The sequence below is a fragment of the Mediterraneibacter sp. 210702-DFI.5.30 genome (genome assembly GCF_020560115.1).
Lineage (GTDB): Bacteria > Bacillota > Clostridia > Lachnospirales > Lachnospiraceae > Mediterraneibacter > Mediterraneibacter faecis.
In genome coordinates this window covers 166,410-190,170 of the sequence record NZ_JAJCME010000003.1, presented here as the reverse complement: position 1 = coordinate 190,170, position 23,761 = coordinate 166,410, and the positions used below count along the sequence as shown (strand labels likewise).

At 43.2% G+C, this 23,761-nt stretch carries 26 protein-coding genes and 4 pseudogenes; 28 read left to right on the top strand and 2 right to left on the bottom strand.

Translation table 11 applies throughout. From position 1 onward, the window contains the following. Position 1: 1 nt before the first annotated feature. From hemW to LI126_RS04485, 24 genes and pseudogenes are all read left to right on the top strand, one after another. Positions 2 to 1,159: a radical SAM family heme chaperone HemW gene (gene hemW, locus LI126_RS04595; protein WP_227164927.1), complete on the top strand. Its 1,158-nt coding sequence runs from the start codon at positions 2 to 4 to the stop codon at positions 1,157 to 1,159. Positions 1,160 to 1,298: 139 nt separating this feature from the next. Continuing rightward, entirely contained in the window at positions 1,299 to 2,216 is a 918-nt protein-coding gene (gene pfkB, locus LI126_RS04590) for a 1-phosphofructokinase (RefSeq protein ID WP_020435706.1), read from the top strand. Positions 2,217 to 2,258: 42 nt separating this feature from the next. Further along, on the top strand, positions 2,259 to 3,023 hold the full coding sequence (locus LI126_RS04585) for a DeoR/GlpR family DNA-binding transcription regulator (protein ID WP_055163089.1): 765 nt from the start codon (positions 2,259 to 2,261) through the stop codon (positions 3,021 to 3,023). A 32-nt stretch (positions 3,024 to 3,055) separates the two neighbouring features. Beyond that, complete coding sequence (locus LI126_RS04580) at positions 3,056 to 3,874, top strand: metal-dependent transcriptional regulator (RefSeq protein ID WP_227164926.1); 819 nt, start codon at positions 3,056 to 3,058, stop codon at positions 3,872 to 3,874. A 12-nt stretch (positions 3,875 to 3,886) separates the two neighbouring features. Further along, the gene (locus tag LI126_RS04575) at positions 3,887 to 4,705 is read left to right on the top strand and encodes a MarR family winged helix-turn-helix transcriptional regulator (RefSeq protein WP_195941956.1); all 819 of its coding nucleotides are present in this window, start codon (positions 3,887 to 3,889) and stop codon (positions 4,703 to 4,705) included. 398 nt (positions 4,706 to 5,103) lie between these two features. Further along, the gene (locus LI126_RS04570; protein ID WP_055148187.1) at positions 5,104 to 5,529 is read left to right on the top strand and encodes a YbaN family protein; all 426 of its coding nucleotides are present in this window, start codon (positions 5,104 to 5,106) and stop codon (positions 5,527 to 5,529) included. Further along, positions 5,530 to 5,868 (top strand): nitrous oxide-stimulated promoter family protein, encoded by a 339-nt coding sequence (locus LI126_RS04565; protein WP_055148185.1) that lies wholly within the window; start codon positions 5,530 to 5,532, stop codon positions 5,866 to 5,868. It begins immediately after the preceding gene. 19 nt (positions 5,869 to 5,887) lie between these two features. Continuing rightward, a pseudogene (locus tag LI126_RS04560) lies at positions 5,888 to 7,027 on the top strand (ABC transporter transmembrane domain-containing protein); the annotation flags it as partial. Between the two features lie 289 nt (positions 7,028 to 7,316). Continuing rightward, entirely contained in the window at positions 7,317 to 7,802 is a 486-nt protein-coding gene (locus LI126_RS04555) for an RNA polymerase sigma factor (RefSeq protein ID WP_008818014.1), read from the top strand. After that, positions 7,795 to 8,499 (top strand): zf-HC2 domain-containing protein, encoded by a 705-nt coding sequence (locus LI126_RS04550; RefSeq protein WP_005946129.1) that lies wholly within the window; start codon positions 7,795 to 7,797, stop codon positions 8,497 to 8,499. Before LI126_RS04555 ends, LI126_RS04550 begins: the two co-directional genes overlap by 8 nt. 158 nt (positions 8,500 to 8,657) lie before the next feature. Continuing rightward, positions 8,658 to 9,116, top strand: coding sequence for an RNA polymerase sigma factor (locus tag LI126_RS04545; protein ID WP_431733421.1), 459 nt, complete (start codon positions 8,658 to 8,660; stop codon positions 9,114 to 9,116). Continuing rightward, entirely contained in the window at positions 9,094 to 9,291 is a 198-nt protein-coding gene (locus LI126_RS04540; protein WP_156066934.1) for a helix-turn-helix domain-containing protein, read from the top strand. Before LI126_RS04545 ends, LI126_RS04540 begins: the two co-directional genes overlap by 23 nt. Positions 9,292 to 9,348: 57 nt before the next feature. Further along, positions 9,349 to 9,759 carry a hypothetical protein gene (locus tag LI126_RS04535; protein WP_015527903.1) on the top strand — a complete coding sequence of 137 codons (411 nt, stop codon included), beginning with the start codon at positions 9,349 to 9,351 and terminating at the stop codon, positions 9,757 to 9,759. Between the two features lie 68 nt (positions 9,760 to 9,827). Then, positions 9,828 to 10,307 carry a hypothetical protein gene (locus tag LI126_RS04530; protein WP_173011514.1) on the top strand — a complete coding sequence of 160 codons (480 nt, stop codon included), beginning with the start codon at positions 9,828 to 9,830 and terminating at the stop codon, positions 10,305 to 10,307. Next, positions 10,294 to 10,689 carry a plasmid mobilization protein gene (locus LI126_RS04525; RefSeq protein WP_009255338.1) on the top strand — a complete coding sequence of 132 codons (396 nt, stop codon included), beginning with the start codon at positions 10,294 to 10,296 and terminating at the stop codon, positions 10,687 to 10,689. The genes LI126_RS04530 and LI126_RS04525 overlap by 14 nt, the downstream gene beginning before the upstream one ends. Further along, positions 10,661 to 12,283 carry a relaxase/mobilization nuclease domain-containing protein gene (locus tag LI126_RS04520; protein WP_044983951.1) on the top strand — a complete coding sequence of 541 codons (1,623 nt, stop codon included), beginning with the start codon at positions 10,661 to 10,663 and terminating at the stop codon, positions 12,281 to 12,283. The genes LI126_RS04525 and LI126_RS04520 overlap by 29 nt, the downstream gene beginning before the upstream one ends. Positions 12,284 to 12,471: 188 nt before the next feature. Then, positions 12,472 to 12,678, top strand: coding sequence for a hypothetical protein (locus tag LI126_RS04515; RefSeq protein WP_009255336.1), 207 nt, complete (start codon positions 12,472 to 12,474; stop codon positions 12,676 to 12,678). Further along, on the top strand, positions 12,668 to 13,414 hold the full coding sequence (locus tag LI126_RS04510) for a phage replisome organizer N-terminal domain-containing protein (RefSeq protein WP_009255335.1): 747 nt from the start codon (positions 12,668 to 12,670) through the stop codon (positions 13,412 to 13,414). Before LI126_RS04515 ends, LI126_RS04510 begins: the two co-directional genes overlap by 11 nt. Then, positions 13,411 to 14,253, top strand: a complete 843-nt coding sequence (locus LI126_RS04505; RefSeq protein WP_009255334.1) for an ATP-binding protein — start codon at positions 13,411 to 13,413, stop codon at positions 14,251 to 14,253. Before LI126_RS04510 ends, LI126_RS04505 begins: the two co-directional genes overlap by 4 nt. A gap of 46 nt (positions 14,254 to 14,299) precedes the next feature. Further along, a complete protein-coding gene (locus LI126_RS04500; RefSeq protein WP_286161366.1) occupies positions 14,300 to 14,461 on the top strand; it encodes a transposon-encoded TnpW family protein in 162 nt (53 codons plus the stop codon). Between the two features lie 110 nt (positions 14,462 to 14,571). Further along, the gene (locus LI126_RS04495) at positions 14,572 to 16,185 is read left to right on the top strand and encodes a recombinase family protein (protein ID WP_009255332.1); all 1,614 of its coding nucleotides are present in this window, start codon (positions 14,572 to 14,574) and stop codon (positions 16,183 to 16,185) included. 20 nt (positions 16,186 to 16,205) lie between these two features. After that, a pseudogene (locus LI126_RS16285) lies at positions 16,206 to 16,268 on the top strand (Maff2 family mobile element protein); the annotation flags it as partial. A gap of 7 nt (positions 16,269 to 16,275) precedes the next feature. After that, positions 16,276 to 16,875 (top strand): annotated as a pseudogene (locus LI126_RS04490) (ATP-binding cassette domain-containing protein); the annotation flags it as partial. Next, positions 16,875 to 18,617 carry an amino acid ABC transporter ATP-binding/permease protein gene (locus tag LI126_RS04485; RefSeq protein WP_227164925.1) on the top strand — a complete coding sequence of 581 codons (1,743 nt, stop codon included), beginning with the start codon at positions 16,875 to 16,877 and terminating at the stop codon, positions 18,615 to 18,617. The pseudogene LI126_RS04490 and the gene LI126_RS04485, both read left to right, overlap by 1 nt. Here the strand turns inward: LI126_RS04485 and LI126_RS04480 are convergent, their stop codons facing one another. Further along, positions 18,618 to 19,547 carry an AEC family transporter gene (locus LI126_RS04480; RefSeq protein ID WP_196020326.1) on the bottom strand — a complete coding sequence of 310 codons (930 nt, stop codon included), beginning with the start codon at positions 19,545 to 19,547 and terminating at the stop codon, positions 18,618 to 18,620. 117 nt (positions 19,548 to 19,664) lie between these two features. Here LI126_RS04480 and LI126_RS16280 point away from each other — a divergent pair. From LI126_RS16280 to LI126_RS04460, 4 genes and pseudogenes are all read left to right on the top strand, one after another. Beyond that, positions 19,665 to 19,823, top strand: a pseudogene (locus LI126_RS16280) (winged helix-turn-helix domain-containing protein); the annotation flags it as partial. A gap of 228 nt (positions 19,824 to 20,051) precedes the next feature. After that, entirely contained in the window at positions 20,052 to 20,531 is a 480-nt protein-coding gene (locus LI126_RS04470) for an RNA polymerase sigma factor (RefSeq protein WP_118114151.1), read from the top strand. Further along, a complete protein-coding gene (locus LI126_RS04465) occupies positions 20,518 to 21,129 on the top strand; it encodes a hypothetical protein (protein WP_227164923.1) in 612 nt (203 codons plus the stop codon). The genes LI126_RS04470 and LI126_RS04465 overlap by 14 nt, the downstream gene beginning before the upstream one ends. Before the next feature lie 40 nt (positions 21,130 to 21,169). Continuing rightward, complete coding sequence (locus tag LI126_RS04460) at positions 21,170 to 21,550, top strand: hypothetical protein (RefSeq protein ID WP_196020332.1); 381 nt, start codon at positions 21,170 to 21,172, stop codon at positions 21,548 to 21,550. 122 nt (positions 21,551 to 21,672) lie between these two features. On the opposite strand, the gene LI126_RS15765 is transcribed toward LI126_RS04460, so the two are convergent. Next, positions 21,673 to 23,661: a hypothetical protein gene (locus LI126_RS15765; protein WP_196020334.1), complete on the bottom strand. Its 1,989-nt coding sequence runs from the start codon at positions 23,659 to 23,661 to the stop codon at positions 21,673 to 21,675. Positions 23,662 to 23,761: the final 100 nt, after the last annotated feature.

Below are 23,761 nucleotides of genomic sequence, written 5' to 3'. Positions count from 1 at the left end.
GATGAAAAAGAGAAATTTAGAATTATATCTCCATATTCCGTTCTGCGTAAGAAAATGTAATTATTGTGATTTTTTTTCAGCAAGTGGAACAGAGGAAGAACAGGCAGCTTATGTCAGTGCTATGGTACAGGAGATTCAGAGTTATCAGGAATTATCTGGAGAGTATGAAGTTCAGACCATTTTCCTGGGAGGCGGAACACCGTCTCTTCTGACACCGGAACAGATAGAACAGATTTTTAATGCAATTTATCATACATTTTCAGTAAATGAGAATGCAGAGATCACAATGGAAATGAATCCGGGAACAGTTGATATCGAGAAACTTCATGCCATGAAAGCAGCAGGGGTGAACAGACTGAGTATTGGACTTCAGTCGGCACAAAATGAAGAACTGAAAATGCTAGGAAGAATCCATACATTTGAAGAATTCCTTGAGACTTGGAAACTGATAGAACAGGCTGGATTCAAAAACCGGAACATAGACCTCATGTCCGCACTTCCGGGACAGACGATAGAAAGCTACGAAGATACACTTTCAAAAGTTCTGGCACTTGAGCCGGAACATATATCCGCATATAGTTTGATATTGGAAGAAGGAACAGTATTTTACGACTGGTATGAAAAAGGAAAATTAGACCGTGGCGCATGGAAACTTCCGTCTGAGGAAGAAGAATATGCGATGGGAGAGTTGACAATACTAAGACTCGCAGAAGCCGGAATGCATCGATATGAGATTTCCAATTATGCAAAGCAGGGAAAAGAATGCAGACATAATCTGGGATACTGGGACAGAACGGAATACCTTGGGATTGGAGCAGGGTCCTCCTCATTGATCAAAGGAGAGCGGTTTGATCATATTCGAGATCGGAAAGCATATATTGAAAAGATTAGAAATGGCGAGTCGATTCTTATTGACAGAGAAATTCTTTCCGTGGAATCGCAGATGGAAGAGTTCATGTATCTGGGGCTTCGAAAAGTAGAGGGAGTTTCGAGAACAGATTTTCAGAACTATTTTGGAAAGAATGCAAATGATGTATATGGAAAAATTCTTGATAAATTAGAAGAAGAACAATTGCTGGAATTTAGTGGAGATCGAATCAGACTGACGCATCGTGGGATGGATGTCAGCAATTGTGTGCTGGCGGAGTTCTTGTTTTAAAGGCTGAAAACCAAAATTGTGCAAAACCAACCAAAAACAGTCATGAAATTTGTTGATTAGTTTGATTGACTATGAACGAGTTTGAACGTATAATACAAGCATAAAGAAAAACAATGGTCAGAGAGAAGGAGAATGCAAAATGATTTACACAGTAACATTTAATCCGTCATTGGATTACATTGTCTCTGTTGAGGACTTTAAGCTTGGACTTACGAATCGAACGAGTTCAGAGCTGATCCTTCCAGGTGGAAAGGGCATCAATGTTTCTACAGTGCTTGGCAATCTTGGTATCGAGAATACTGCACTTGGATTTTTAGCCGGATTTACCGGAAAAGAGATTGAAAGAAGACTCAAAGAGATGGGAGTTGCATCTGATTTTATTGAGATCAATGAAGGTGTATCTCGAATCAACCTGAAGTTAAAATCAATCGACGGAACAGAGATTAACGGAAGTGGACCGGTGATTTCTCCGGAAGATGTAGAGAAGCTGATGGAGAAGCTTGACAAACTTGGAGAAGGTGATGTTTTATTTCTGGCAGGAAGTATTCCAACATCTATGCCGGATGACATGTATCAGAAGATTATGGCGAAGCTTGATGGCAAAGGCGTCATGATCGTTGTAGACGCAACGAGAGATCTGCTGTTGAACGTTCTTGAATATCATCCATTTTTAATAAAACCGAACAATCATGAACTTGGAGAGATTTTTGATGTGGAACTTCTGACAAGAGAATCTGTTGTACCATATGCAAAGAAACTGCAGGAAAAAGGAGCAAGAAATGTTCTTGTATCCATGGCAGGAGAAGGTGCCGTTCTTGTAGCAGAAGATGGAAGTGTTTATGATACTCCGGCGCCGAAAGGGGAATTAAAAAACGGTGTTGGAGCAGGAGACTCTATGGTAGCCGGATTTATGGCAGGCTGGATGGAGAAACATGAATACAGACATGCATTCCACATGGGAGTTGCATCAGGAAGTGCAAGTGCATTTTCAGAGAATCTGGCAACAAAAGAAGAGATTGCCGGAGTATATCAACAGGTTGTAAAGGAGGAGCGGTAGGGATTCATGGCTTCAGGTTCTTTTTTAAAAGGAGATACTAAAATGCTTACAGAACAAAGATATCAGATTATATTGGATTTGCTGAAAGAGAAGAAAAGTGTCACAGCAACAGAATTGAAAGAAATCTTAGATACATCAGAGTCTACGGTAAGAAGAGATATTACTGCACTTCATAAAGCCGGAAAGCTTATCAAGGTATTTGGCGGAGCGGTTGCGCTAGAAGATGAAGGCACTGTCTCTGCTTATGAACCGACAGTTGAGCAGAAGAGCGAACTCTATGTGGAAGAGAAAAGGAAAATCGCGCAATATGCGGCAGAACTGATCGAGGAGGAAGACTTTATTTATCTCGATGCAGGAACAACGACAGGTTATATGATTGATGCTCTTGGACATACCAATGCAGTTTTTGTGACAAATGCTGTTTCACATGCACAGAGACTGGCAGCGAAGGGAATCAAAGTGTTTCTGATCGGCGGAGAACTTAAGAACTCTACAGAGGCAGTGATCGGTGCCCAGGCAATGAAAAATCTGCAGGAATATCATTTTACCAAAGGATTCTTTGGAGCAAATGGAATCACAAAAGCAGAAGGATTCACGACACCGGATGCGAATGAGGCTCTGGTGAAACAAACGGCGATCGAGAGATGCAGGAACAGGTTTGTCCTTGCAGATCATTCAAAATTCGGATCTATCAGTTCAGTGACATTTTCTGCTTTTGCGAATGCAAAGATTCTGACAGATTGCTGTCCGGCAGATTATCAGGAGATGGATTGTGTGATAGGGGTGGAAGAAAGCTCGTTAATTTGAGTTCATTTCTTAGTGGGCAAGGTGAAATAAAAATGGATACAAGTACTGAAAAACATAATTTTCCACATTCAAAATCAGAGAAAGAAGAGGATATCTTAGAGCAGTTGTGTATCTGGAAGACACAGAATATCTCATTAGATCTGGAACGAATCTGTCAGCATTTCAGAATGGAGAAAAGAGATATAGTGGCGTGTCTCAAGAGGATGCAAAAGGAAGGATATCTTGAAAAATTAATTGCAGGACAGGAGATACAATTGACAGATTATGGGCTATCTGTAGGAAATGATTGTATTTACCGGCATAATTCAATCAGTCAGATGTTACAGTTTATTGGTGTAAATGAAAAGACGGCAGACCAGGATGCATGTCGGATTGAACACATTGTAACCGATGAATCTACGAGAGCAATCTGCCAGTTTATCAATTATGAAAACATGTACTATGAGAGAAGAATAAGAAATTCAGAACTGACAGACCGTTATGAAAAAGGAAACTATATTTTTTCAATGCAGATGTATAGTCTGGAGCAACGCTGTCCTAGAAAATTAAAGAAGGAATATCATTGTTATTCCAGGAATGTAATTCTTGAAATAACAAAAAAGGGTTATTTTAAATTACAGAAAGTGAGCAGTCTGGGAAACAAAAGATTATGGTATAAGAACTATGATAAACAGTGGGTTTTAGCTGAACAAGGAGCACAAGGAGAACAGATTCCATCCAGAGTCTTTGAATTTATTATAAAGCCGAATGACAGAGTGATTGAGGGAAAATTTCTGATTGCATTTATGCCGGAGAATCAGACAGAACCGGAAGTGTGGGACTGTGGACAACTAGAAGTGGAAATATGGTAGAGGAATTGAGTCATGACCAGGAACCAGACAGTAGAAATTAATCATCTGACAGTATTACAAATTCAGTATCTGACAGAATTGGAACAATTGGAAAAGGGAAGAGGGACAATTGGTGCAGTTGCTACAAAATGTGGCGTAAAACATCCAACAGTAAGCCGATTCTTTAAAAGTTGTATAGAAAAAGGATATTTGACCGAAAGTCTTGAATTCACGGATAAAGGGAAAAAGATGCTCCGTTGGCATCAGAAAGTCCAAAAAGACGTTAGGGAGTATCTGGAACGCAGTGGGATTACAGAAGGAATCGATGATGTTCTGAAAGGAATGATCGAAAATATTGATTACAGAAGACTGGAAGAACTTACAAAAAGCCATATGCGAATCAATAAAGAAATTCGAATGCAAAAAGAACAGAATCAGATTAGAAACATAGAAGAACTTGTGGAGTATGGCAATCATCCAGTTGTGATTTCTATCCTGCAGACAGATGGGAGTCGTCGATCCATGGCAGAAAATGGATTCGAACCTCTCGGGATTGTGAAACGTAATAAAAGAGGCTGTTATCTCGAATTGACAATCAGAGAAATGCATGCGGTATCTCGGATTAATGGAAAACAGATGAAAGGGCATCTTACCTGTCTGAAATATTTGCAAGGGGATATGTATAAAATTGCAGATGTAAAGAACGGAAGGATAAAAATACCTTTGAATGCATGTGTTTTTCAGAATTTTGACCATGGAACGTTACGTGGAAATCTTTTGATTACTGTGTCCAGTTCGGTTGGAGAAGCACATATGCCAGAGAGTACAGCACGATTGATTTTTAAGCTTTAAGTGTTAAAAATGCGAGAGGTTAACAGATAATAGATTTGATAAATATGTCTTAAAAGAAGTAATGTATGTAAAATCAGGAGCATATAGTACTTCTTTTTTTATGGTATAATGCCGCTGTTTTACAATTTATTAACAAGTAAAAAGAAAAAAATATTGATAAAAATTATCAAATAATATGAAAAATAACGTATTTATAAGGAGATTAGAAAATGAAGATTTCGTACTTAAGGGTACGAAATAAGTGGAAAAATATTGACAATCAGAAAGAGTATAATATATATTTTAACAGGATAATAGTCATAACTAACAACAAATGGAAGAAACTAACTTTGCGTGTTCGGAAATGACCATCATTATCTTATAAATACAGATGAAAATAAGTGATAAAGGAGAGGTGTATGGAGAAGAAAAATAAAACGAGAAAAAATCCTTTAAAAATAGTATGGATTGTGTTTGGATTTCTTTGCCTGGGACTTGGTACGGTAGGAATTGTACTTCCTATCCTGCCAACCGTTCCATTTTATATGGCAACACTGTTTTGCTTTGCAAAGAGTTCCAAGAAGCTGCACGACTGGTTCATAGGAACGAATTTATATAAGAAACATCTGGATAGTTTTGTTCAGAAAAGAGCTATGACCATGGGAACAAAATGCAAGATTATCGGAATGGTAACAGCAGTTATGTTGATTGGTTTTATCTGCATGAAGAATGTACCGATTGGAAGAATCTGTATCGCAGTGGTTTGGGTATGTCATTTGTTATATTTCTTCCTGAAAATTCAAACGATAAAGCCTGGGGAACAGGAACTGGAGGCAGCAGAATAAATGGATTCAATCGAAAAGAAGCGGCAGAAGGAACAGCGCGTTGTGGAAGAAATGATCCGGCTGTACTGCCGGAAGAATCATAAGGAATATGACAAAACGACAGGAAAGATGTGTCCTTCCTGTCAGGAACTTTCGGATTATGCCAGACTCAGAAGCCAGAAATGTCCCTTTATGGAAGAGAAAACATTCTGTGCGAACTGTAAGGTGCATTGCTACAAGCCGGAGATGAGGGAGAAGATTCGGAAGGTTATGCGGTTTTCCGGACCGAGGATGCTTCTGTATCATCCGGCACTTGCAGTGTGGCATTTGATATGCAGTAAAAAAGAATCGAAGAAATAAACAAAAGGATAAGATTTTTATGATTAAAACAAGACTGGTGGGACTTTTATCCCACGCAAAAAAGTATATTGTTTACACCATCCTGTGGCAGTGGGCAGCATTGCTCTCACAGGTGTTGGCAGTATTTACGATTGCTGACTTGTTGGAGCGCGTAGTCTATCGTGCGGTGACAGTGCCGGTGATTGAGAAGACAATCATGATCCTCGCACTGGTGGTGATCATACGATTTGTATGCGAACGGATGGGGGCAAGGTCTTCGTATCTTGCATGTGTAGATGTAAAGAGAATTTTAAGAGAAAAGATTTATGAGAAAATGTTGAAGCTGGGAGCTTCCTACAGTGAGCAAGTATCCTCTTCGGAGGTCGTACAGGTGTCAACCGAAGGTGTGGAGCAGTTGGAGACATACTTTGGAAAATATCTCCCACAGTTATTTTACAGCCTGATCGCACCACTGACCTTGTTTATCATTCTTTGTAGAGTGAGTCTGAAAGCGAGTGTCATCCTGCTGGTCTGTGTACCGCTGATTCCAATTTCAATTGTAGTCGTACAGAAAGTGGCGAAGAGATTATTAAATAACTATTGGAGTATCTATACCGGACTGGGGGATTCGTTCCTTGAGAATTTACAGGGACTTACTACACTGAAAATCTATCAGGCAGACCAGCAGAAAGCAGACGAGATGGATGTGGAATCCCAGAACTTCCGCAGGATTACGATGAAAGTTCTGACCATGCAGCTCAATTCAACCAGCGTGATGGATATTGTGGCGTATGGTGGAGCTGCGATCGGTATGGCGGTTGCGGTATCTGAATTCTTAAAAGGAAATATCGGTGTAGCAGGAACGTTATGTATCGTTCTGCTTGCCAGCGAGTTTTTCCTGCCGCTCAGACTGCTTGGTTCGTTCTTTCATATCGCAATGAATGGTATGGCAGCGAGTGATAAGATTTTCAAGATTTTAGATTTACCAGAACCACAGGCAGGAGAAAAAACACTACCGGATGGAGCGTTAGATATTACATTAAAAGATGTGCACTTTTCTTATGAAGAGGACAGAGAGATTTTAAAAGGAATCAACTTAAATCTTCCGGTAGGAAGTTTTGTATCACTGGTTGGTGAATCCGGATGTGGTAAGAGTACGATTGCCGGAATCCTTGCAGCAATGCTCATGTACGGTAGAGAAGCACAAAGCAAAACAAAGACAGCCAGTCCTGCCACTATTCCGAAGTCAGGGGAACGCAATAGAAAAATTCATAGCTGTATGCTATACTTAATTAGCATTTGAACATATCAAGCTGACACAGCAATCTCTTTGCTTGCCGTTAATGCGCGTCTACCAATAGTCCGCAGAAAGCAAGAGTAGCGTAAAGGTATAAAAATTTCAAACTTCTTTGTAACGAAATTCCGATTTCTCCGTCTAACCTATGAAGCTGAAGGAGGTGATGACAAGTATGGACTATGAAAAGCTCTATAAAGCCTACTATTTACAGGTATACTCGTATACTATTTCTCTTGCCAAAAATCGTGAGATAGCAGAGGAAATCACGCAGAACACATTCTATAAGGCTGTTTCTACAACATCACAATTCAAAGGTAAGTCAGATGAATTGACATGGCTCTGCTCCATAGCAAAAAATCTTTACCATGATGAAATGCGAAGCCGTCAGCGAGTAGCTGATGTGAGTGAAATCAATGACTTGCCATCAAATGAAAATGTTGAGAACTCAGTTGCAGATTCTGACATGGCGTTCCGCATACACCTCGTTCTTCACCGTTTGGAAGAACCATACAAAGAAGTCTTTCAGCTTCGCGTATTCGGGGAACTATCTTTTTCACAAATCGCTGCAATTTTTGGAAAAACAGAATCATGGGCGAGAGTTACTTATCATCGTGCAAAGCTAAAAATTCAAGAAAGGATGGATGAAAAGCATGAGTAAACAATGCGATATTGTTCGAGATATTCTTCCGCTGTATGTTGACGGTGCTTGCAGCGAAGCAAGCGCAGAGATGGTAAAAGAGCATTTGAACGCCTGTGCTGACTGTAACGCAATTTATCAGAAATTGCTTTCTCACACGAGCGAAGATGTTCTTCACGAAGAAAGCGAAAGCGTTATTATGCGCCATGAGGCAAAAGAAAAGCAGAGAGGCAGAAAAAAGATAACGATTGCTGTTCTCGTTTCCATCGCTCTTTGTATCATTGCAATTTTTACAGCTCTCTTTCTGTTACCTATAAACATTGCTTATGAGCCTGTCAAAATCGACTTCCCATTTGAGGTTGAAGATGTCGAAAACGTTGAAATGTACCACTATGACGGAGTGCCTGCATCAGCAGAAAAGAAAGTAGTTGTTGCTGAAAATGATATAAAGACCCTGTATGATAAGTTCAAGGGCTTATCCCTAAAAGACAAAACGACTGAGGAAACTGCCGGAGCAGATGTGACCAGCTTTAGATTTAACCTCTCAGATGGAACAAGCTACGATTTGATTTACGCCTGCTATGGGGTTAAAAACGGCGAATTGAAGTCAGCAGCAGGCGGTTTTAAGTATTTCACAAGTGCGGATATCGGCTCTTATTGGAACAATTTGAATACGGAACTTGAGGCAATTCCTATCAATGAGAGTGAATTGCCGTGAGCAGATAGCAAACCCAGCCGAGCCTGTCAACGGTCAAGATGAACGGCGCAAATGCGCCGCCGTTGACAGCCCCGCCCGTCTTTGCTGTTCGGTAATCAAGAGGGCGACAGCACAAGATGCTGCCGCCCTCTGCCATTATTCAGAAATGGGGATTTTCCATGACCGAACACGAAAAGTATCAAGAACATATCCGGCATACATATGATGCCTTTTGCAAGACTGTTATTCGCCACGCTGCCATAGACGCAGCCCGGAGCATACGGAGCCGCCGCAAGCGGGAAATCTCGCTTGAATATCTGATAGAAGAAAAACACTATCCATTCAGTACCACAGATAAATACTTTGCGGAGCAATCCGGCATGACCAGCTATCCGCTTTTCGTCTGTGGTCAGATGGTGCTTTTGGAAAGTCCAGAGCTTGCCGCAGCCCTGTCCGCACTATCACAGATGGAACAGGAAATCATTTTCTTGTACTACTTCCAACGATTGACGCATAGGGAGATTGGACGGAGATATGGACGGGCTGGCAACACAACCGGGCGGCGTATTCAGATGATTTTACGGCGGCTACGGGCAGAGTTGGAGGGTTTGTCCTATGAGCCAGCTACTTCCCTATGAGACAATCGTTAAGGCAAGCGGGGGCGACCCGGAAGCTGTTGCCGCCGTCCTATCCCATTATGCGGGATATGTCCGCTCTTGTGCGAAAATGGACGGACAGATTAACACGGATATGCAGGAGCATATCGTCAGGCAACTGATAGAAAGCCTGTTGAAGTTCCGCTTTGACCGCTAAACAGAAAAGTTGTATAATTAGAGCCTGACAAATTAAACTTCAATGAGGGTAGAGCAAATGGAACAGATTATCAATTATAGAGACATACCCACAGATAAAAGGATTGACATATTAAATGCTCTTGAGCGAATAGGTTTTTTTCCGGCATACGGCGGCGTGAGAACAATGCAGCAAATTATGGAAAAGTCAGTTCCAGGTTCAGGCCCACAATTCTATTTCGTTTTCCGTGAAAATGAGTTGATAGGGTACAATTTTCTCATTGGGGACACTAAGAAATATAAAGCGTTCCCATGGCTTGCTATTAGCAATATGGATGAGCAGAAGTTGACTGTTTGTGAAGAACTGATGAAAATACAAATTGCCTTTTTTGAAGAACTCGGAATGCAAAAGATAGCAGATCATTGCGTTAGGATTATGGAAGATTACAGAAAAGGAATTGGAAAGCGGAAAGAAAGCGATTGCAGATAAATTCCATTTGAAAAACGGCTGACAATTTAATACCGCCGCCCATCACAGCGGCAGATAAGCAGTAAATCTTGAAAAGGTTTACTGCTTTTTTTGCGCCCATTTTCAAAAATCTTTGGCAAACCACACCGCCGGATTGTTGTAGGGAGCAGACAGGGAAAATAAAAAAATTTTCGCTGCGTTTGCCAAAACGCCCCCTTTTCACCGTTGTAGTGGTGAACAGCGGGCAGAACACGCCGCCGCAATCGCTATATTGGTGGAGCAAGCCAGTATATCCGCAAACCAGAGCCGCCGAGGAAAGCGGTAGTTTTTTAGAGCAAGATTCTACCGCAGTACCAAATTTCGCTTATCGCTCATTTTGTCCTTGCGGGAATCTTGTTGGGGAGTGCCTTCCCCAAACCCTGCTTATGCGGCTTACGCCGCTTGAAAAATTCCCGCAAATTCTTTTCGGATTATTTCAAAAACAGTTCCGCTACACACCCCGTTTTTCTCCTATTAGTGAGAGGACACCACGCACAGAAAGGAGGTCAACCACCTATGAAACGATATAACATGCCCCACCGCAGCAGGGTAGTCAAGACCCGGCTGACCGATGAAGAATACGCCGACTTTACCGCCCGGCTTGCCCCTTATGGTATGAGCCAGTCCGAATTTATCCGGCAAGCCATTACACGGGCAACCATACGCCCCATTGTTACCGTTTCCCCGGTCAATGATGAATTGCTTGCCGCTGTCGGGAAGCTGACCGCCGAATACGGCAGGATCGGCGGCAACCTCAATCAGATTGCCCGGTATCTGAACGAATACGGCGTACCGTATAACGCCCTGTCCGGCGAAGTCCGAGCCGCCATTTCCGACCTTGCAGCCTTGAAGTTTGAAGTCTTGCAGAAAGTGGGTGAAGCTGTTGGCAACATTCAAACATATCAGCTCTAAAAATGCCGACTACGGAGCAGCGGAAGCCTACCTCACTTTTGAGCATGACGAGTTTACCATGAAACCCACCCTTGATGAAAACGGACGGCTTGTTCCCCGTGAGGGCTACCGCCTTGCCACGCTGAACTGCGGCGAAGAAGATTTTGCTGTTGCCTGTCTGCGCTCCAATCTCCGCTATGGCAAGAACCAAAAACGGGAAGATGTGAAATCCCACCACTATATCATCAGCTTTGACCCACGGGACGGAACGGACAACGGTCTGACCGTTGATAAGGCGCAGTCGCTGGGCGAGGAATTTTGCAACGAGCATTTCCCCGGACACCAAGCCATTGTCTGCACCCACCCGGACGGGCACAATCACTCTGGCAACATTCATGTGCATATCGTCATAAACAGCTTGCGGATTGAAGCCGTCCCGCTTCTGCCCTACATGGACAGACCAGCGGACACGAAGGACGGCTGCAAGCACCGCTGCACAGACGCAGCTATGGAATATTTCAAGTCCGAAGTCATGGAGATGTGCCACCGGGAAAATCTGTATCAGATTGACCTTTTGCATGGCAGCAAGAACCGAGTGACCGAGCGTGAATACTGGGCGCAGAAGAAAGGGCAGCTTGCCCTTGATAAAGAGAACGCCGCCAGAGAAGCCACCGGACAGCCGACCAAGCCCACCAAGTTTGAAACGGACAAGGCGAAGCTGCGCCGGACGATACGGCAGGCACTTTCCCAAGCTGGCAGCTTTGACGAGTTTGCTTCCCTGCTTTTGCGGGAGGGCGTAACTGTCAAGGAGAGCCGGGGGCGGCTTTCCTACCTCACGCCGGACAGGACAAAGCCTATCACAGCCCGGAAGCTGGGGGACGATTTTGACAAGGCTGCTGTCCTTGCCCTGCTCACGCAGAACGCCCACAGAGCCGCCGAACAGACCACAGCCATACCCGAATACCCCCACACCCAAAAGGAACGCTTGCGAGAGGAAAAAACCGCAAAAACCGCCCCGGCAGACAACACCTTGCAGCGCATGGTTGACCGGGAAGCCAAGCGAGCTGAGGGCAAGGGCGTGGGCTATGACCGTTGGGCTTCCCTGCACAACCTCAAACAGATGGCGGCTACCCACAACTTCCTCATGGAGAACGAACTGCTTGACCTTGACAAGCTGGACGCAGCCGTGGAGAGCAGCCGGAAAGCTCTTTCCGAAGCAAGGGAAAGTCTGCGGGGCATTGAGCAGAGCATTTCCGACAAGAAAAGTCTGCGAAAGGTTGTCAACGATTACCGCCGCACCCGCCCCACCATTGACGCTCATAAAAAGCTGTCCGGCAGAAAAGCGGAGAACTACCGCCAGTCCCACGAAGCGGAATTTATCATCTATGAAGCTGCCCTGCGCCAGCTAAAGGTGCTTGCACCGGGAAAGAAGCTGCCCGCCACTTCCAAGCTGAATACGGAGATTGAAGCCCTCATTTCCGAGAAAAACGCAGCTTACAACACCTACCGCACCGCAAAAGCCGAGTATGAGCAGCTTGCCACCGCCAAACGGAACGCAGAGCAGATACTACACGGCACACCGAGCCGACAGAAAAAGCATGAACAGGAGCGTTAAAAACCGCCCCGAAATGATACCGAAACCATACAAAAGGCAGGGGGGTATGCCATACCCTATCCGCAATACCCCTGACCTTTCCAACGGGGCTTACAGGGCAGATTTTTCCCGAAAATGGCACCGGGAACATACAGATTTTGCCCCTGTCCCCTCATACCCGACCAAACCGAAGAAAGGAGCGTTTTTTCATGCCGAGAATGAGCAAGAAGCGGCGGCTGGAATGGGCGTTCTTCCTCAATGAGCGAAACCGCATTACTTTCAATGCCCTTTGCCGGGGCTGTACCCATGACTGCAAGCAGAGTTTTAGGGCTATCGTGGTACTCTGCCCCCGGTATTATTCAAAGAGATGGAAAGCCCGCCCCACAGATAAGGAGAACCAAGATTATGTCAGATAACCGCAAATATTATTACCTCAAACTGAAAGAAAGCTATTTTGACGATGACGCTATCGTGCTGCTGGAAAGTATGCAGGACGGTATGCTGTATTCCAATATCCTCTTGAAGCTGTACTTAAAATCGCTGAAATACGGCGGCACTTTGCAGCTTGACGAAAATATCCCCTACACCGCCCAAATGATAGCCACCATTACCCGCCAGCAGGTCGGCACAGTCGAGAGGGCTTTGCAAATCTTTATGAAACTGGGGCTTGTTGAACCGCTGGACAACGGGGCTTTGTATATGAGCAATATCGAGCTTTTCATCGGTCAGTCCTCTACCGAGGGGGAGCGTAAGCGCAGGGCAAGAATGAAGATTTCAGAGCAAAAACGGCTTAGTGGACAAGTGTCCGAAGCAAAAGCGGACATTTGTCCACCAGAGATAGAGATAAAGAAAGAGATAGATATAGAGATAGAAAAAGAGAGAGAGTTAAAACCGGGACGAGCCGCCCCCGCAGCTTACGGCAGATATAAAAATGTGATTTTGACAGATACAGAGCTTTCTGAACTGAAAGCAGAACTGCCCGACAAATGGGAGTATTACATTGACCGGCTATCCGGCTATATCGCTTCTACCGGGAGGAAATACAAGAACCATGCCGCCACTATCCGCAGATGGGCGGCTGACGATACCGCTAAAGCTGCCCCGAAAAAGGGCATACCCGATTACAGCTACAAGGAGGGAGAAAGTCTATGAAACCAGCTTTTGAAGATATGAGTTTACAGATACCAGCAGCCACCGCCGAGCCGGAGGACTACACAGGTGAGGACGGTCTACTCTACTGCGGCAAGTGCCGGACACCGAAAGAAGCCTATTTTCCGGCTGATAAGGTTGCCCTGTTCGGGCGTGACCGACACCCGGCAGAGTGTGACTGCCAGCGGGCGCAGCGCATGGAGCGTGAAGCCGCCGAACAGCAGAGAAAGCACCGGGACAAGGTAGAAGAACTGAAACGCCTGGGCTTTACCGACCCGGCTATGCGGGAATGGACTTTTGCCAATGACAACGGCAGAAACCCGCAGATGAAAACCGCCCGTTTCTATGTGGAGCATTGGGAGGACATGAAAGCCGGGAACATCGGCTATCTGCTCTGGGGCAGCGTCGGCACAGGCAAAAGCTACCTTGCCGGGTGCATTGCAAACGCCCTCATGGAGCAGGAAATCTCCGTAAAAATGACGAACTTCGCCGCTGTCCTCAATGACCTTGCCGCCACCTTTGAGGGCAGGAACGAATATATTTCCAAGCTCTGCCGCTATCCGCTGCTTATTCTTGATGATTTTGGAATGGAGCGTGGAACAGAGTACGGCTTAGAGCAGGTCTACAATGTGATTGACAGTCGTTACCGAAGCGAAAAGCCGCTGATCGTCACGACCAATCTAAGCCTTGACGAGCTGAACAATCCCCCGGACACAGCCCACAAGCGGATTTATGACCGGGTAACAGAGATGTGTACCCCTGTCTGCTGCTCCGGCGTGAATTTCCGCAGGGAAAAGGCACAGGAGAAAATGGAACGGCTGAAAAAGCTGATGAACGATTGAAAGGAGTTTGCCTATGACCGATAAAAAAGAGCATATCAAACACAGCATGAAAAGCACCGCACCCGCCGACTGCGTGACGGAAATCCGCATAGGGAACTCTGTTCTTGTGGTGTCCGGCTTTTTCAAGCAGAGTGCCACGGAAACCGCAGCCGACAAAATGGCTAAGGTGCTGGAAGCGGAAGCTGCTACACAAAAATCGGCAATATGACGGGCGGTAAAGAAGCATTTTTCACATTTTGCCGCTATACACGCCGCCCCGCCATGTGGTACAATCGAAGTACGGAATAGTGGGGCTGGCTGTCAGAAACGGAGGAAACCATGTTAAGACAGACAACCCAAAACCTTATTACCGCCCTTTATCCGAGATTATCCCATGAAGATGAATTGCAGGGGGAGAGCAACTCTATATCCAACCAAAAGCGCATTTTAGAAACCTACGCCAAGCAGAACGGCTTTACCAATCTCTGCTGGTACACGGACGATGGTTATAGTGGTGCGAACTTCCAAAGACCCGGGTTTCAAGCCATGCTTGCAGACATTGAAGCCGGAAAAGTCGGCACAGTCATAGTCAAGGATATGTCACGTTTAGGGCGAAATTATCTCCAAGTGGGAATGTACACAGAAATGCTTTTCCCACAGAAAGGCGTCCGCTTTATCGCTATCAATGACGGAGTGGACAGCGCAATGGGCGACAACGATTTTACCCCGCTGCGTAATCTTTTCAACGAATGGATGGTGAGAGATACGAGCAAAAAAATCAAGGCAGTTAAGAAAGCAAAAGGTCTAAGCGGAAAGCCTGTTACCAGCAAGCCCGTGTACGGCTACCTCATGGACGATGACGAGAATTTCATCATTGACGAGGAAGCCGCCCCGGTAGTCAAGCAGATTTACCAGCTTTGCCTTGCCGGAAACGGGCCTACCAAGATAGCCCGTATGCTGACCGAGCAGCAAATCCCCACGCCGGGGACGCTGGAATACCAGCGCACAGGCAGCACACGCCGCTACCACCCCGGCTATGAATGTAAGTGGGCGACCAATACTGTTGTTCATCTTCTGGAAAACCGGGAGTACACAGGCTGTCTTGTGAACTTCAAGACGGAAAAACCGTCCTACAAGATGAAGCACAGCATAGACAATCCCATTGAGAAACAGGCGATTTTCGAGAACCACCATGAGCCAATCATCGACTTGCAGACATGGGAACGGGTGCAGGAGTTACGCAAGCAGCGCAAACGCCCCAACCGCTACGATGATGTGGGCTTGTTCTCCGGCTTGCTGTTCTGCGCCGACTGCGGTCATGTGATGTACCAGCAGCGGTATCAGACCGACAAGAGAAAGCAGGATTGCTACATCTGCGGCAGCTATAAGAAGCGCACCGCCGACTGTACGGCGCACTTCATTCGCACCGACCTTTTGACGGCGGGTGTGCTGGACAATCTGCGGAAAGTGACCGCCTATGCACAGAAGCACGAAGCCCGGTTCGTGAAGCTGCTTATCCAGCAGAATGAAATGGGCGGCAAGCGGAAGCTGGCGGCGGCAGCCAAGCAGCTTGAACAGGTGCAGAGCCGCATTGCAGAACTTTCCCGCTACATCAAGCGTCTGTATGAGGACAATGTAAACGGGAAAATCAGTGATGAGCGTTTCATGGAAATGTCCGCAGACTACGAAGCCGAGCAGCGGGAACTGAAAGACAGAGCCGCCGCTTTGCAGGGCGAGCTGGACAAGGCACAGGAAGCCACGGTAAACGCTGAAAAGTTTATGAGCGTTGTCCGCAAGTACCTTTCTATCGAAGAACTGACACACACTCTTTTGCGTGAAATGGTGGAGAAAATCGTTGTTTATGAATGTGAGTATGACGAGAACGAAGTACGCCGCCAGCGCATTGATATTTATTACAGCTTTGTAGGCAAGATTGACTTGCCCGAAGAATAAAGCCCGACCTATCCGACACCCTGCGCAAGTGCCGGATAGGAACGGCAAAATTTTTTACACTTCTATTACTTCTTTATCACACATAAGCAAAAGAACAGGGGATATAACGGAGAAATCACCATCGGTGGCGTACCGCTTAATGAAGTGAATGAAACAAATCTGATGCAGAGGGTTGTTCTGGTTCGCCATAACAGTTATCTGTTCAAAGGTACAGTAGAAGAAAATCTGAAGATGGCAAAACCGGACGCAACGAAAGAAGAGATGGAAGCTGTTCTTCAGAAAGTCAATCTCTTAGGGTTCTTGCAGACACAGGGTGGCTTACAGACACAGTTATTGGAAAAAGCAAGCAACCTGTCCGGCGGTCAGTGTCAGAGACTGGTGATTGCAAGAGCTTTATTAAAAGAAGACAGCAAGGTTTACATTTTTGATGAAGCTGCATCTAATATCGATGTGGAAAGTGAAGAACTGATCATGAATGTGATTCATGATCTGGCAAAGACAAAGACGGTGCTTCTGATTTCCCATAGACTGGCAAATGTTGTGAAGTCTGATAGGATTTATTTCTTAAAAGACGGAGAAATCAAAGAAAGCGGAAAGCATGAAGAACTGATGAGCCAGAATGGTGCGTACAGACATCTGTATGAAAGTCAGATGGCATTGGAAAACTATGGAAAAGGAGGAGTGGCATAATGAGTGAAAATACGAATACAACCAAACGCAGAAGTGCCATCCAGATCATGGGAAGTCTGATTGGTCTGGTAAAACCCCTGCTCCATATCATGCTGGCAGCAATCATCCTTGGAACATTAGGTTACTTGTGTGCAATCTTCCTGACGATACTGGCAGGGCAGGTCATCATGCATGGACTTCTGTCAGGGGTAGCCGGAATGATTGTTCCGGTGAACAATATGTGGTTAGTATTTACCCCGGTAAAAACGATTATCACAGTCATGATTGTAATTGCAGTGCTTCGTGGAATCCTACATTATATGGAACAGTATTGTAATCATTTTATTGCATTTAAGCTGTTGGCAATCATCCGCCACAAAGTGTTTGCTGCACTGAGAAAACTCTGCCCGGCAAAACTGGAAGGACGGGATAAGGGAAATCTAATCTCGATTATTACAACCGATATCGAATTACTGGAAGTGTTCTATGCACATACCATTTCCCCGATTGCGATTGCAACATTGACTTCTATCATTATGGTGATTTTTATTGGAAGATATCACTGGTTGGCAGGTCTGCTTGCACTGGCAGCTTATCTTATTGTCGGTGTAGCTATCCCAATGTGGAATGGAAAACGTGGCAGTCAGAAGGGAATGGAATTTCGGACAAACTTTGGAGAACTGAATAGTTTTGTCCTGGATTCCCTACGTGGACTGGACGAGACCATTCAGTATGGACAGGGTGAAAAGAGAAGAGAGCAGATGAGCAAGCAATCCAAAAATCTTGCAGGAATGCAGGAATCATTAAGCAAAATGGAAGGCTCACAGCGTTCATTTACGAATATGGTTATTCTGCTTGCATCTTTTGGGATGCTGGCATTGACGATCTGGCTGTACGACAAAGGTGTGATGGGATTCGAGGGAATCTTAACCTGTACCATCGCAATGATGGGTTCTTTCGGACCGGTAGTAGCATTATCAAGCCTTTCCAACAACCTGAACCAGACACTGGCAAGTGGTGAGCGTGTCCTTTCTCTTCTGGAAGAGACACCGCTTGTGGAAGAAATTTCGGGTGATGTGGAAACTTCTGGTGCAGAGAGCATGGAACATGAATTTACAGGAGCAGAGGCAGAGAACGTAACATTTGCTTACGGTGAAGAAGTTATTTTAGATAACTATTCACTGAAATTACAGCCGGGTAAAATCACAGGGATTCATGGTGCGAGCGGTTCCGGAAAATCTACACTTTTAAAACTGCTGATGCGTTTTTGGGATGTGCAGGGTGGAAGCATGTCGGTAGACGGTACAGATGTCCGAAAGATTCCGATCAGGCATTTAAGAGATATGGAAAGTTATGTCACGCAGGAAACACACCTGTTCCATGATTCCATTGCAAATAATATCGCAATCGCAAAGCCGGGAGCATCCAAAGAAGAGATTATGGAAGCCGCAAAGAAGGCTTCTATCCACGATTTCATTATGACACTTCCGAAAAGATATGATACAGAAGTCGGAGAACTAGGTGATACGCTGTCCGGTGGTGAAAAACAGAGAATCGGAATTGCAAGAGCATTTCTCCATGAATGCCCTCTGATCCTGCTCGATGAGCCTACATCGAACCTCGACTCTTTAAATGAGGGAATCATTTTAAAATCATTGAAAGAATCGGCCAAGAAGAAAACGGTTGTCCTGGTATCCCACCGAGTATCCACAATGAACGTGGCAGATGTGGTATATGAAATGGAGAATGGAAGAATTTCATAGCTAAAACATTTGAAATAGCATCACTAAAAGCGGCATGGTAACAATAGAAAACAGTGTTGTAACAACATTGATCGCACTGGCATATTGAGAATCATTTCCGTATACTTGACACATCTGGGTTACAGTTGAGGCGGATGGAGTAATGATTGCAAGAAATACAATGAGCATGATTTTATCTCCATCTGCTGAAAAAGCAGCGAGATGGCTCAACTTAATCAGAATCAGTGCAAATACGGGTAATACGATTAACCGGAGAATAGAGATAAAATATACTTTCTTATTTGTAAAAATCTGTTTCAGATCCATACCGGCGAAAAGCATACCTGTTACGATCATACTTGCTGGTCCAATCATATTACCGACAGAACTTATCGAATCATTTATGATTTCCGGTAAATGGATTTTTGTAAAGAAAAGCAGGATTCCAATAAAAATAGAAATCATATTTATATTGAGGACAATCTTTTTCCAGTCATAAGAAGCCTCTTGGCTGATAATTTTCTTACAGTGAGTCCATATAAAAATGAGTTGCACGCTCATGAATACACATCCATATAATACCCACTCTTTTCCTAAGATAAAAGTTACGATTGGTACGATCAGATTACCAGAATTAGAGTAATAGATAGAGGCAATTTCTACTTCGTTTAAATGAAAAAGTTTCCCTAAAACAGAGACAACAATAAGAAGGATAATCTGTGTAAGAACAGATGCTATAAAAGCCAGTAGCAATCCTCTCACAGTGTCAGAAGTATAATCAACTTGAAAAGCGTTTATAATTACACAAGGGATGACCAGATAAAGGATGATTTTGGATAATACCTTACTGTCGGTATCCTCGACAATACCTGTTTTTACAATTAAGTATCCCATAAAGATCATAAGAAAAAGCTGTGCAATTTGTTTCATGAGAAGTATACTGATGGTCATAAAATTATCTCCGTATTCTTGTAAAGTCTTTCATAATAGAACTGATTTAAACCATAAATAAGTATAGTACTTTTTCAAGAAAAGTAAAGTGTGTAAGTAAAATCTGTATCGCATACGAAAATGCTCCTTGATATGTTGCGCAATGATCCAACAATTACGCAAAAAGAAATTATTGAACGAGTCTCTTTGTCGAGAAGCACTGTTCAGAGAATGATCAAAGAGTTGTCTGAATTAGGACGATTAGAGAGAGTTGGTTCAAAGAAAACTGGCAGTTGAATTGTAAAAGAGTAAAAGAAAATATGTTATTTTGAAATCTCCATTGTTCTGTTGTAGAATGACGGAGATTTTCCATGTATAAATATGGTAACAGACATTTTTGGTGCAGAGGATATTATGTCGATACGATAGGAAAAATATTTGATTAAATTTGTCACTTTTTTAAATTTTGAAACGTTTTATTATAAAAGGAATTGAGTAGGATATCGGGGGAGGAATGTGAAAGGTATGCTTGAACAAGCTTCAGTTGAGGAGATGTTTCAGAAATATGGAGAAATGCTATATAAAATATGTATCGTAATGCTTAAAAATACGTATGATGCAGAAGATACAGTGCAAGATGTATTAATAAAATATATGACAAAAAAGCCTCTTTTTGAAACTTATGAACATGAAAAGGCATGGTTAATTAGAGTTACAATAAATCTTTGTAAAGATAAATTGCGTTTCTATAAACAACATCCATATATAAATATCGAAACAATTAAGACTACATATCCTGAGGATAGTATAGATAATCAGATACTTGCTATCCTTTTAGAATTACCATCTAAATATAAGGAAGTACTTTTATTGTATTATGTAGAAGGATATAAATGCTTTGAAATAAGTAAGATTTTGAAAATTACGGAATCGACTGTGAAAAAGCGTTTGGAACGAGGTCGAAAATTATTAAAAAAGAAGTTGGGAGTGAATGAGTGTGGATAAAAATTCAATTAAAAGTGCTGTGACTGGAATTGAATTTACAGAAGAATCCAAACAGAGAATTTTTGATGGGATTGAAAGAAGAAAAAATTTGAAACAGAAAATTCACATAAAGAGAATTACAACGGGGATAGTTGCAACTGCCATAGTTTTTTTGTGTGTGTTTACAAATATCTTGCAAAAAAATAAATCAATAATCACAGTTTATGCGATGACGCAAGATGGAAATGAGAAAGGTTCTGTTTTAATACCAGAACATAAAGAAACTTTAAAATTGATGGAAACGCCGGTAGGAAATGGTTATATTTTTCAGATAGATATACCAGAGAATTATATGTATAATTGCAAGTCATCAGAAAAAGAAAATAGTATTTTTACAATTTACCAAAAAGGGAAAAAAATATATTGGATTCCCGAGTCAAATACATTTGGACAAATTTATAGTAGCGAAAATGAGAAGTTAACAAATAGTAGTCCAAATTGTGTGAACGAATGTGAATTTGAAATAGTAGTTTACAATGAAAATAAAGAAATTTCATATGAGGAGGTTATAAAATTTGAATTAGTAAATGGAGAATGTATTGTTACATTAAAAAAGTAAATTATTGTTTGGAAATAAAAATATGTTTTTGGGGTAGAATATGAAAATAAAAATTAAATTTATGGTAACTTTTATGGCATTGGTTTTAAGTATTTTTACAGCTATTTCTGTATGTGCTGCATCAGAAGATCCGTATCAGACAGTGATTGATAAATTGAATAAAGAGTATTCGATGGATATTCATTTTATGAACTCGGAAGAATTACGCACATATTCAATGGAGAAACAGCAAAAGATAGATATTACACCAGAGGAATTCGAAAAGAATTTGAGGGAACAAATTATTGAAAACAACCGGGCTAAAGCTGAAGCTGATAAAAAATTTGCAGAATTAGAAGCGAAGGATATTATTGAAAGTGGAAGTGGAGTTTGTAAACCTACAAATACAACTACAGCAACAGCTACTGTTACAAAGAGGTAAAGCGGTTCCAAGAGCAACAGTATATGTGGAGCTTTGGGCAGGCAGTGGAATGTAGAACAAGATTTATGTAGAAAAAATTATAGAAGGCTTTGGGTCATTTCTATTGACCCAAAGCCTTCTTCTTAATCAATCCCATCTGTCTCAATAATAAACCGTACTTCCCCGGTCTGTTCTTCTAACTTACCGCCATAATTATCGTATTCAGCGTCCGCTTCTTTGACAGCTTTCATTCTTTTGGAGAGATTCTTCAGATCATCCCCGCCTAGTTTTTCAAGTTCCTGAATTCCTTCTTTATCAAAGAGAGTAAGTCCTTCAGAAAGAGAAGAGATTCCTTCGGCAAGGGTTGTGTATCCTTCTTTTAGTTCTTTCCCGGCTGTGCCCAGTTTAGTAGCTCCTTGAGAGAGCGTTGAGCTGCCTTCAGACAATTGACTGATTCCCTGTTGGAAAGAGGTAAGTCCCTGAGTGAGCTGTAAACTGCCGGCAGATAAAGCTGAAAGTGAGCTCTGCAAAGTCTTTAATGTCTCACTGAGAGAAGAAAGACTCTGCATTGCCTCAGTAAAGGAACCGGCACCGGAAGACATCTGGTCAAGCGTAGTATGGCAGGAAGCAATCAGTTCCGTCAGGCTGTTTAATGTTCCTTCCGTGGCGGATTTCAGCTGATCGATATCTGTGGAGGAAGAAGAAAGATCAAGGTTCTGATCAATTGCAGATGCAATCGTATCATTTATTTCATTCTTCAATTGTGACATCTTATCGTTGACAGCATTTTTAGATTCTTCTGATAATTCTGAATCTGATGCAGTTTCAGAAACAATCTGATCGATCGCAGACTGGACAGCATCTGTCGCAGCAGTTTTGGACTGTTCTTTTGCATCTTCTGTGATAGAAGATTTCAGAGTATCCCAGTTGATGGATGCGAAAGAAGATTTTGCCTCTGCAAGAGAGGAGTCAACAGAATCCAGCTGTTGGCTGAGTGATTTGATCTGTTCCTGAAGTGCTGAAAGTGTCTCAGCAGACGGAAGAGAACCAGAATCCGTGCTTATCTGGACAGAGAGAGCAGAATTCAGCTGTTCAAGACCATTTTGAAGAGAAGAAGCACCTGAAACCAGCTTTCCAGAATTTTCATTAAGTGCAGTTACACCGTCATCTAGAGTGTCTGTTCCTTCGGCAAGTTGTGAGACACCGTCTACATATTGCCCAAGATAAGTTTGATAAGTAGAAGCACCGCCCAGCAGCTGCGCTGCTCCGTCAGCAAGTTTGCCGGATGCATCTCCGAGTTCCTGCAGGCTGTCAGCGGCATCCTCCATATCGTCAAAGGAATCCTCTTCGAGATCTTCAAACAGACCGGAGGAGACCACAGTTGCAGTAAAGTCCATCTCAAAATCTGTTACATCTGCAGTTACTTCCACTGACTCTGGGATAGAGACATCTTTCGTAGGTTCGTAATCAGTGAGTTTCAGACTGTCTTTGAGTCCCGGGCAGGCATAACCGACAACAACGCTCTGGTCATTCATGGTAAATATTTTACCATTTGTTACCTGGATATTAGAAGCGGTGTCTTCCGGAAGGATCATGGCGGAGATCACTGCGAATGGAACCGGAGAAGTCATCTCTTCACCATTTACGGTTACATTTTCTTCGGTAGTATTTTCATAATCAAAACGAATTCCAAGTTTGCCGCTTTTTCCGGAGAGATCTTCCGGTTGTATAGATTTTCCATCCAGTGTGTAACTGATTTTTACATTTACAGGAAGTTCTTCTGTAGAAGTACCTTCATAATGAATGTCCTCCCCTTTGTTTTCCCAGGTAATCGTTCCGTCAGAGGACTGGGTGAAGGACTCATTTCCTTTCGTATTTTTTATGTCTTTCAGAGTTGAGAAGTCTTTGATTTCCTTTGATGTTCCGTTATTTTTCAAGTCTGTCTGGACTTTGATCTCATTTATCGTTCCGCTTGCATCAGCTTTTACATATACCGTTTCTGATTTGTCAGCATCTGAAGCTGTGGCAGCTGTCTTTGTGTCAGTGGAGCATCCGGTCAGACTTGTGGCAGAAACCAGGACAAGACTGGCGCACAGACCGGGAACTAATTTTTGTAATAGTTTTCTTTTCACGAGAAATCCTCCTTTCAAATGGTACCTGCACTGTTATGCCTAACTTAGAAGTTTGCAGGTTACTGTTCACTCCCGTGTCAATCACTTCGCTGATTGACAC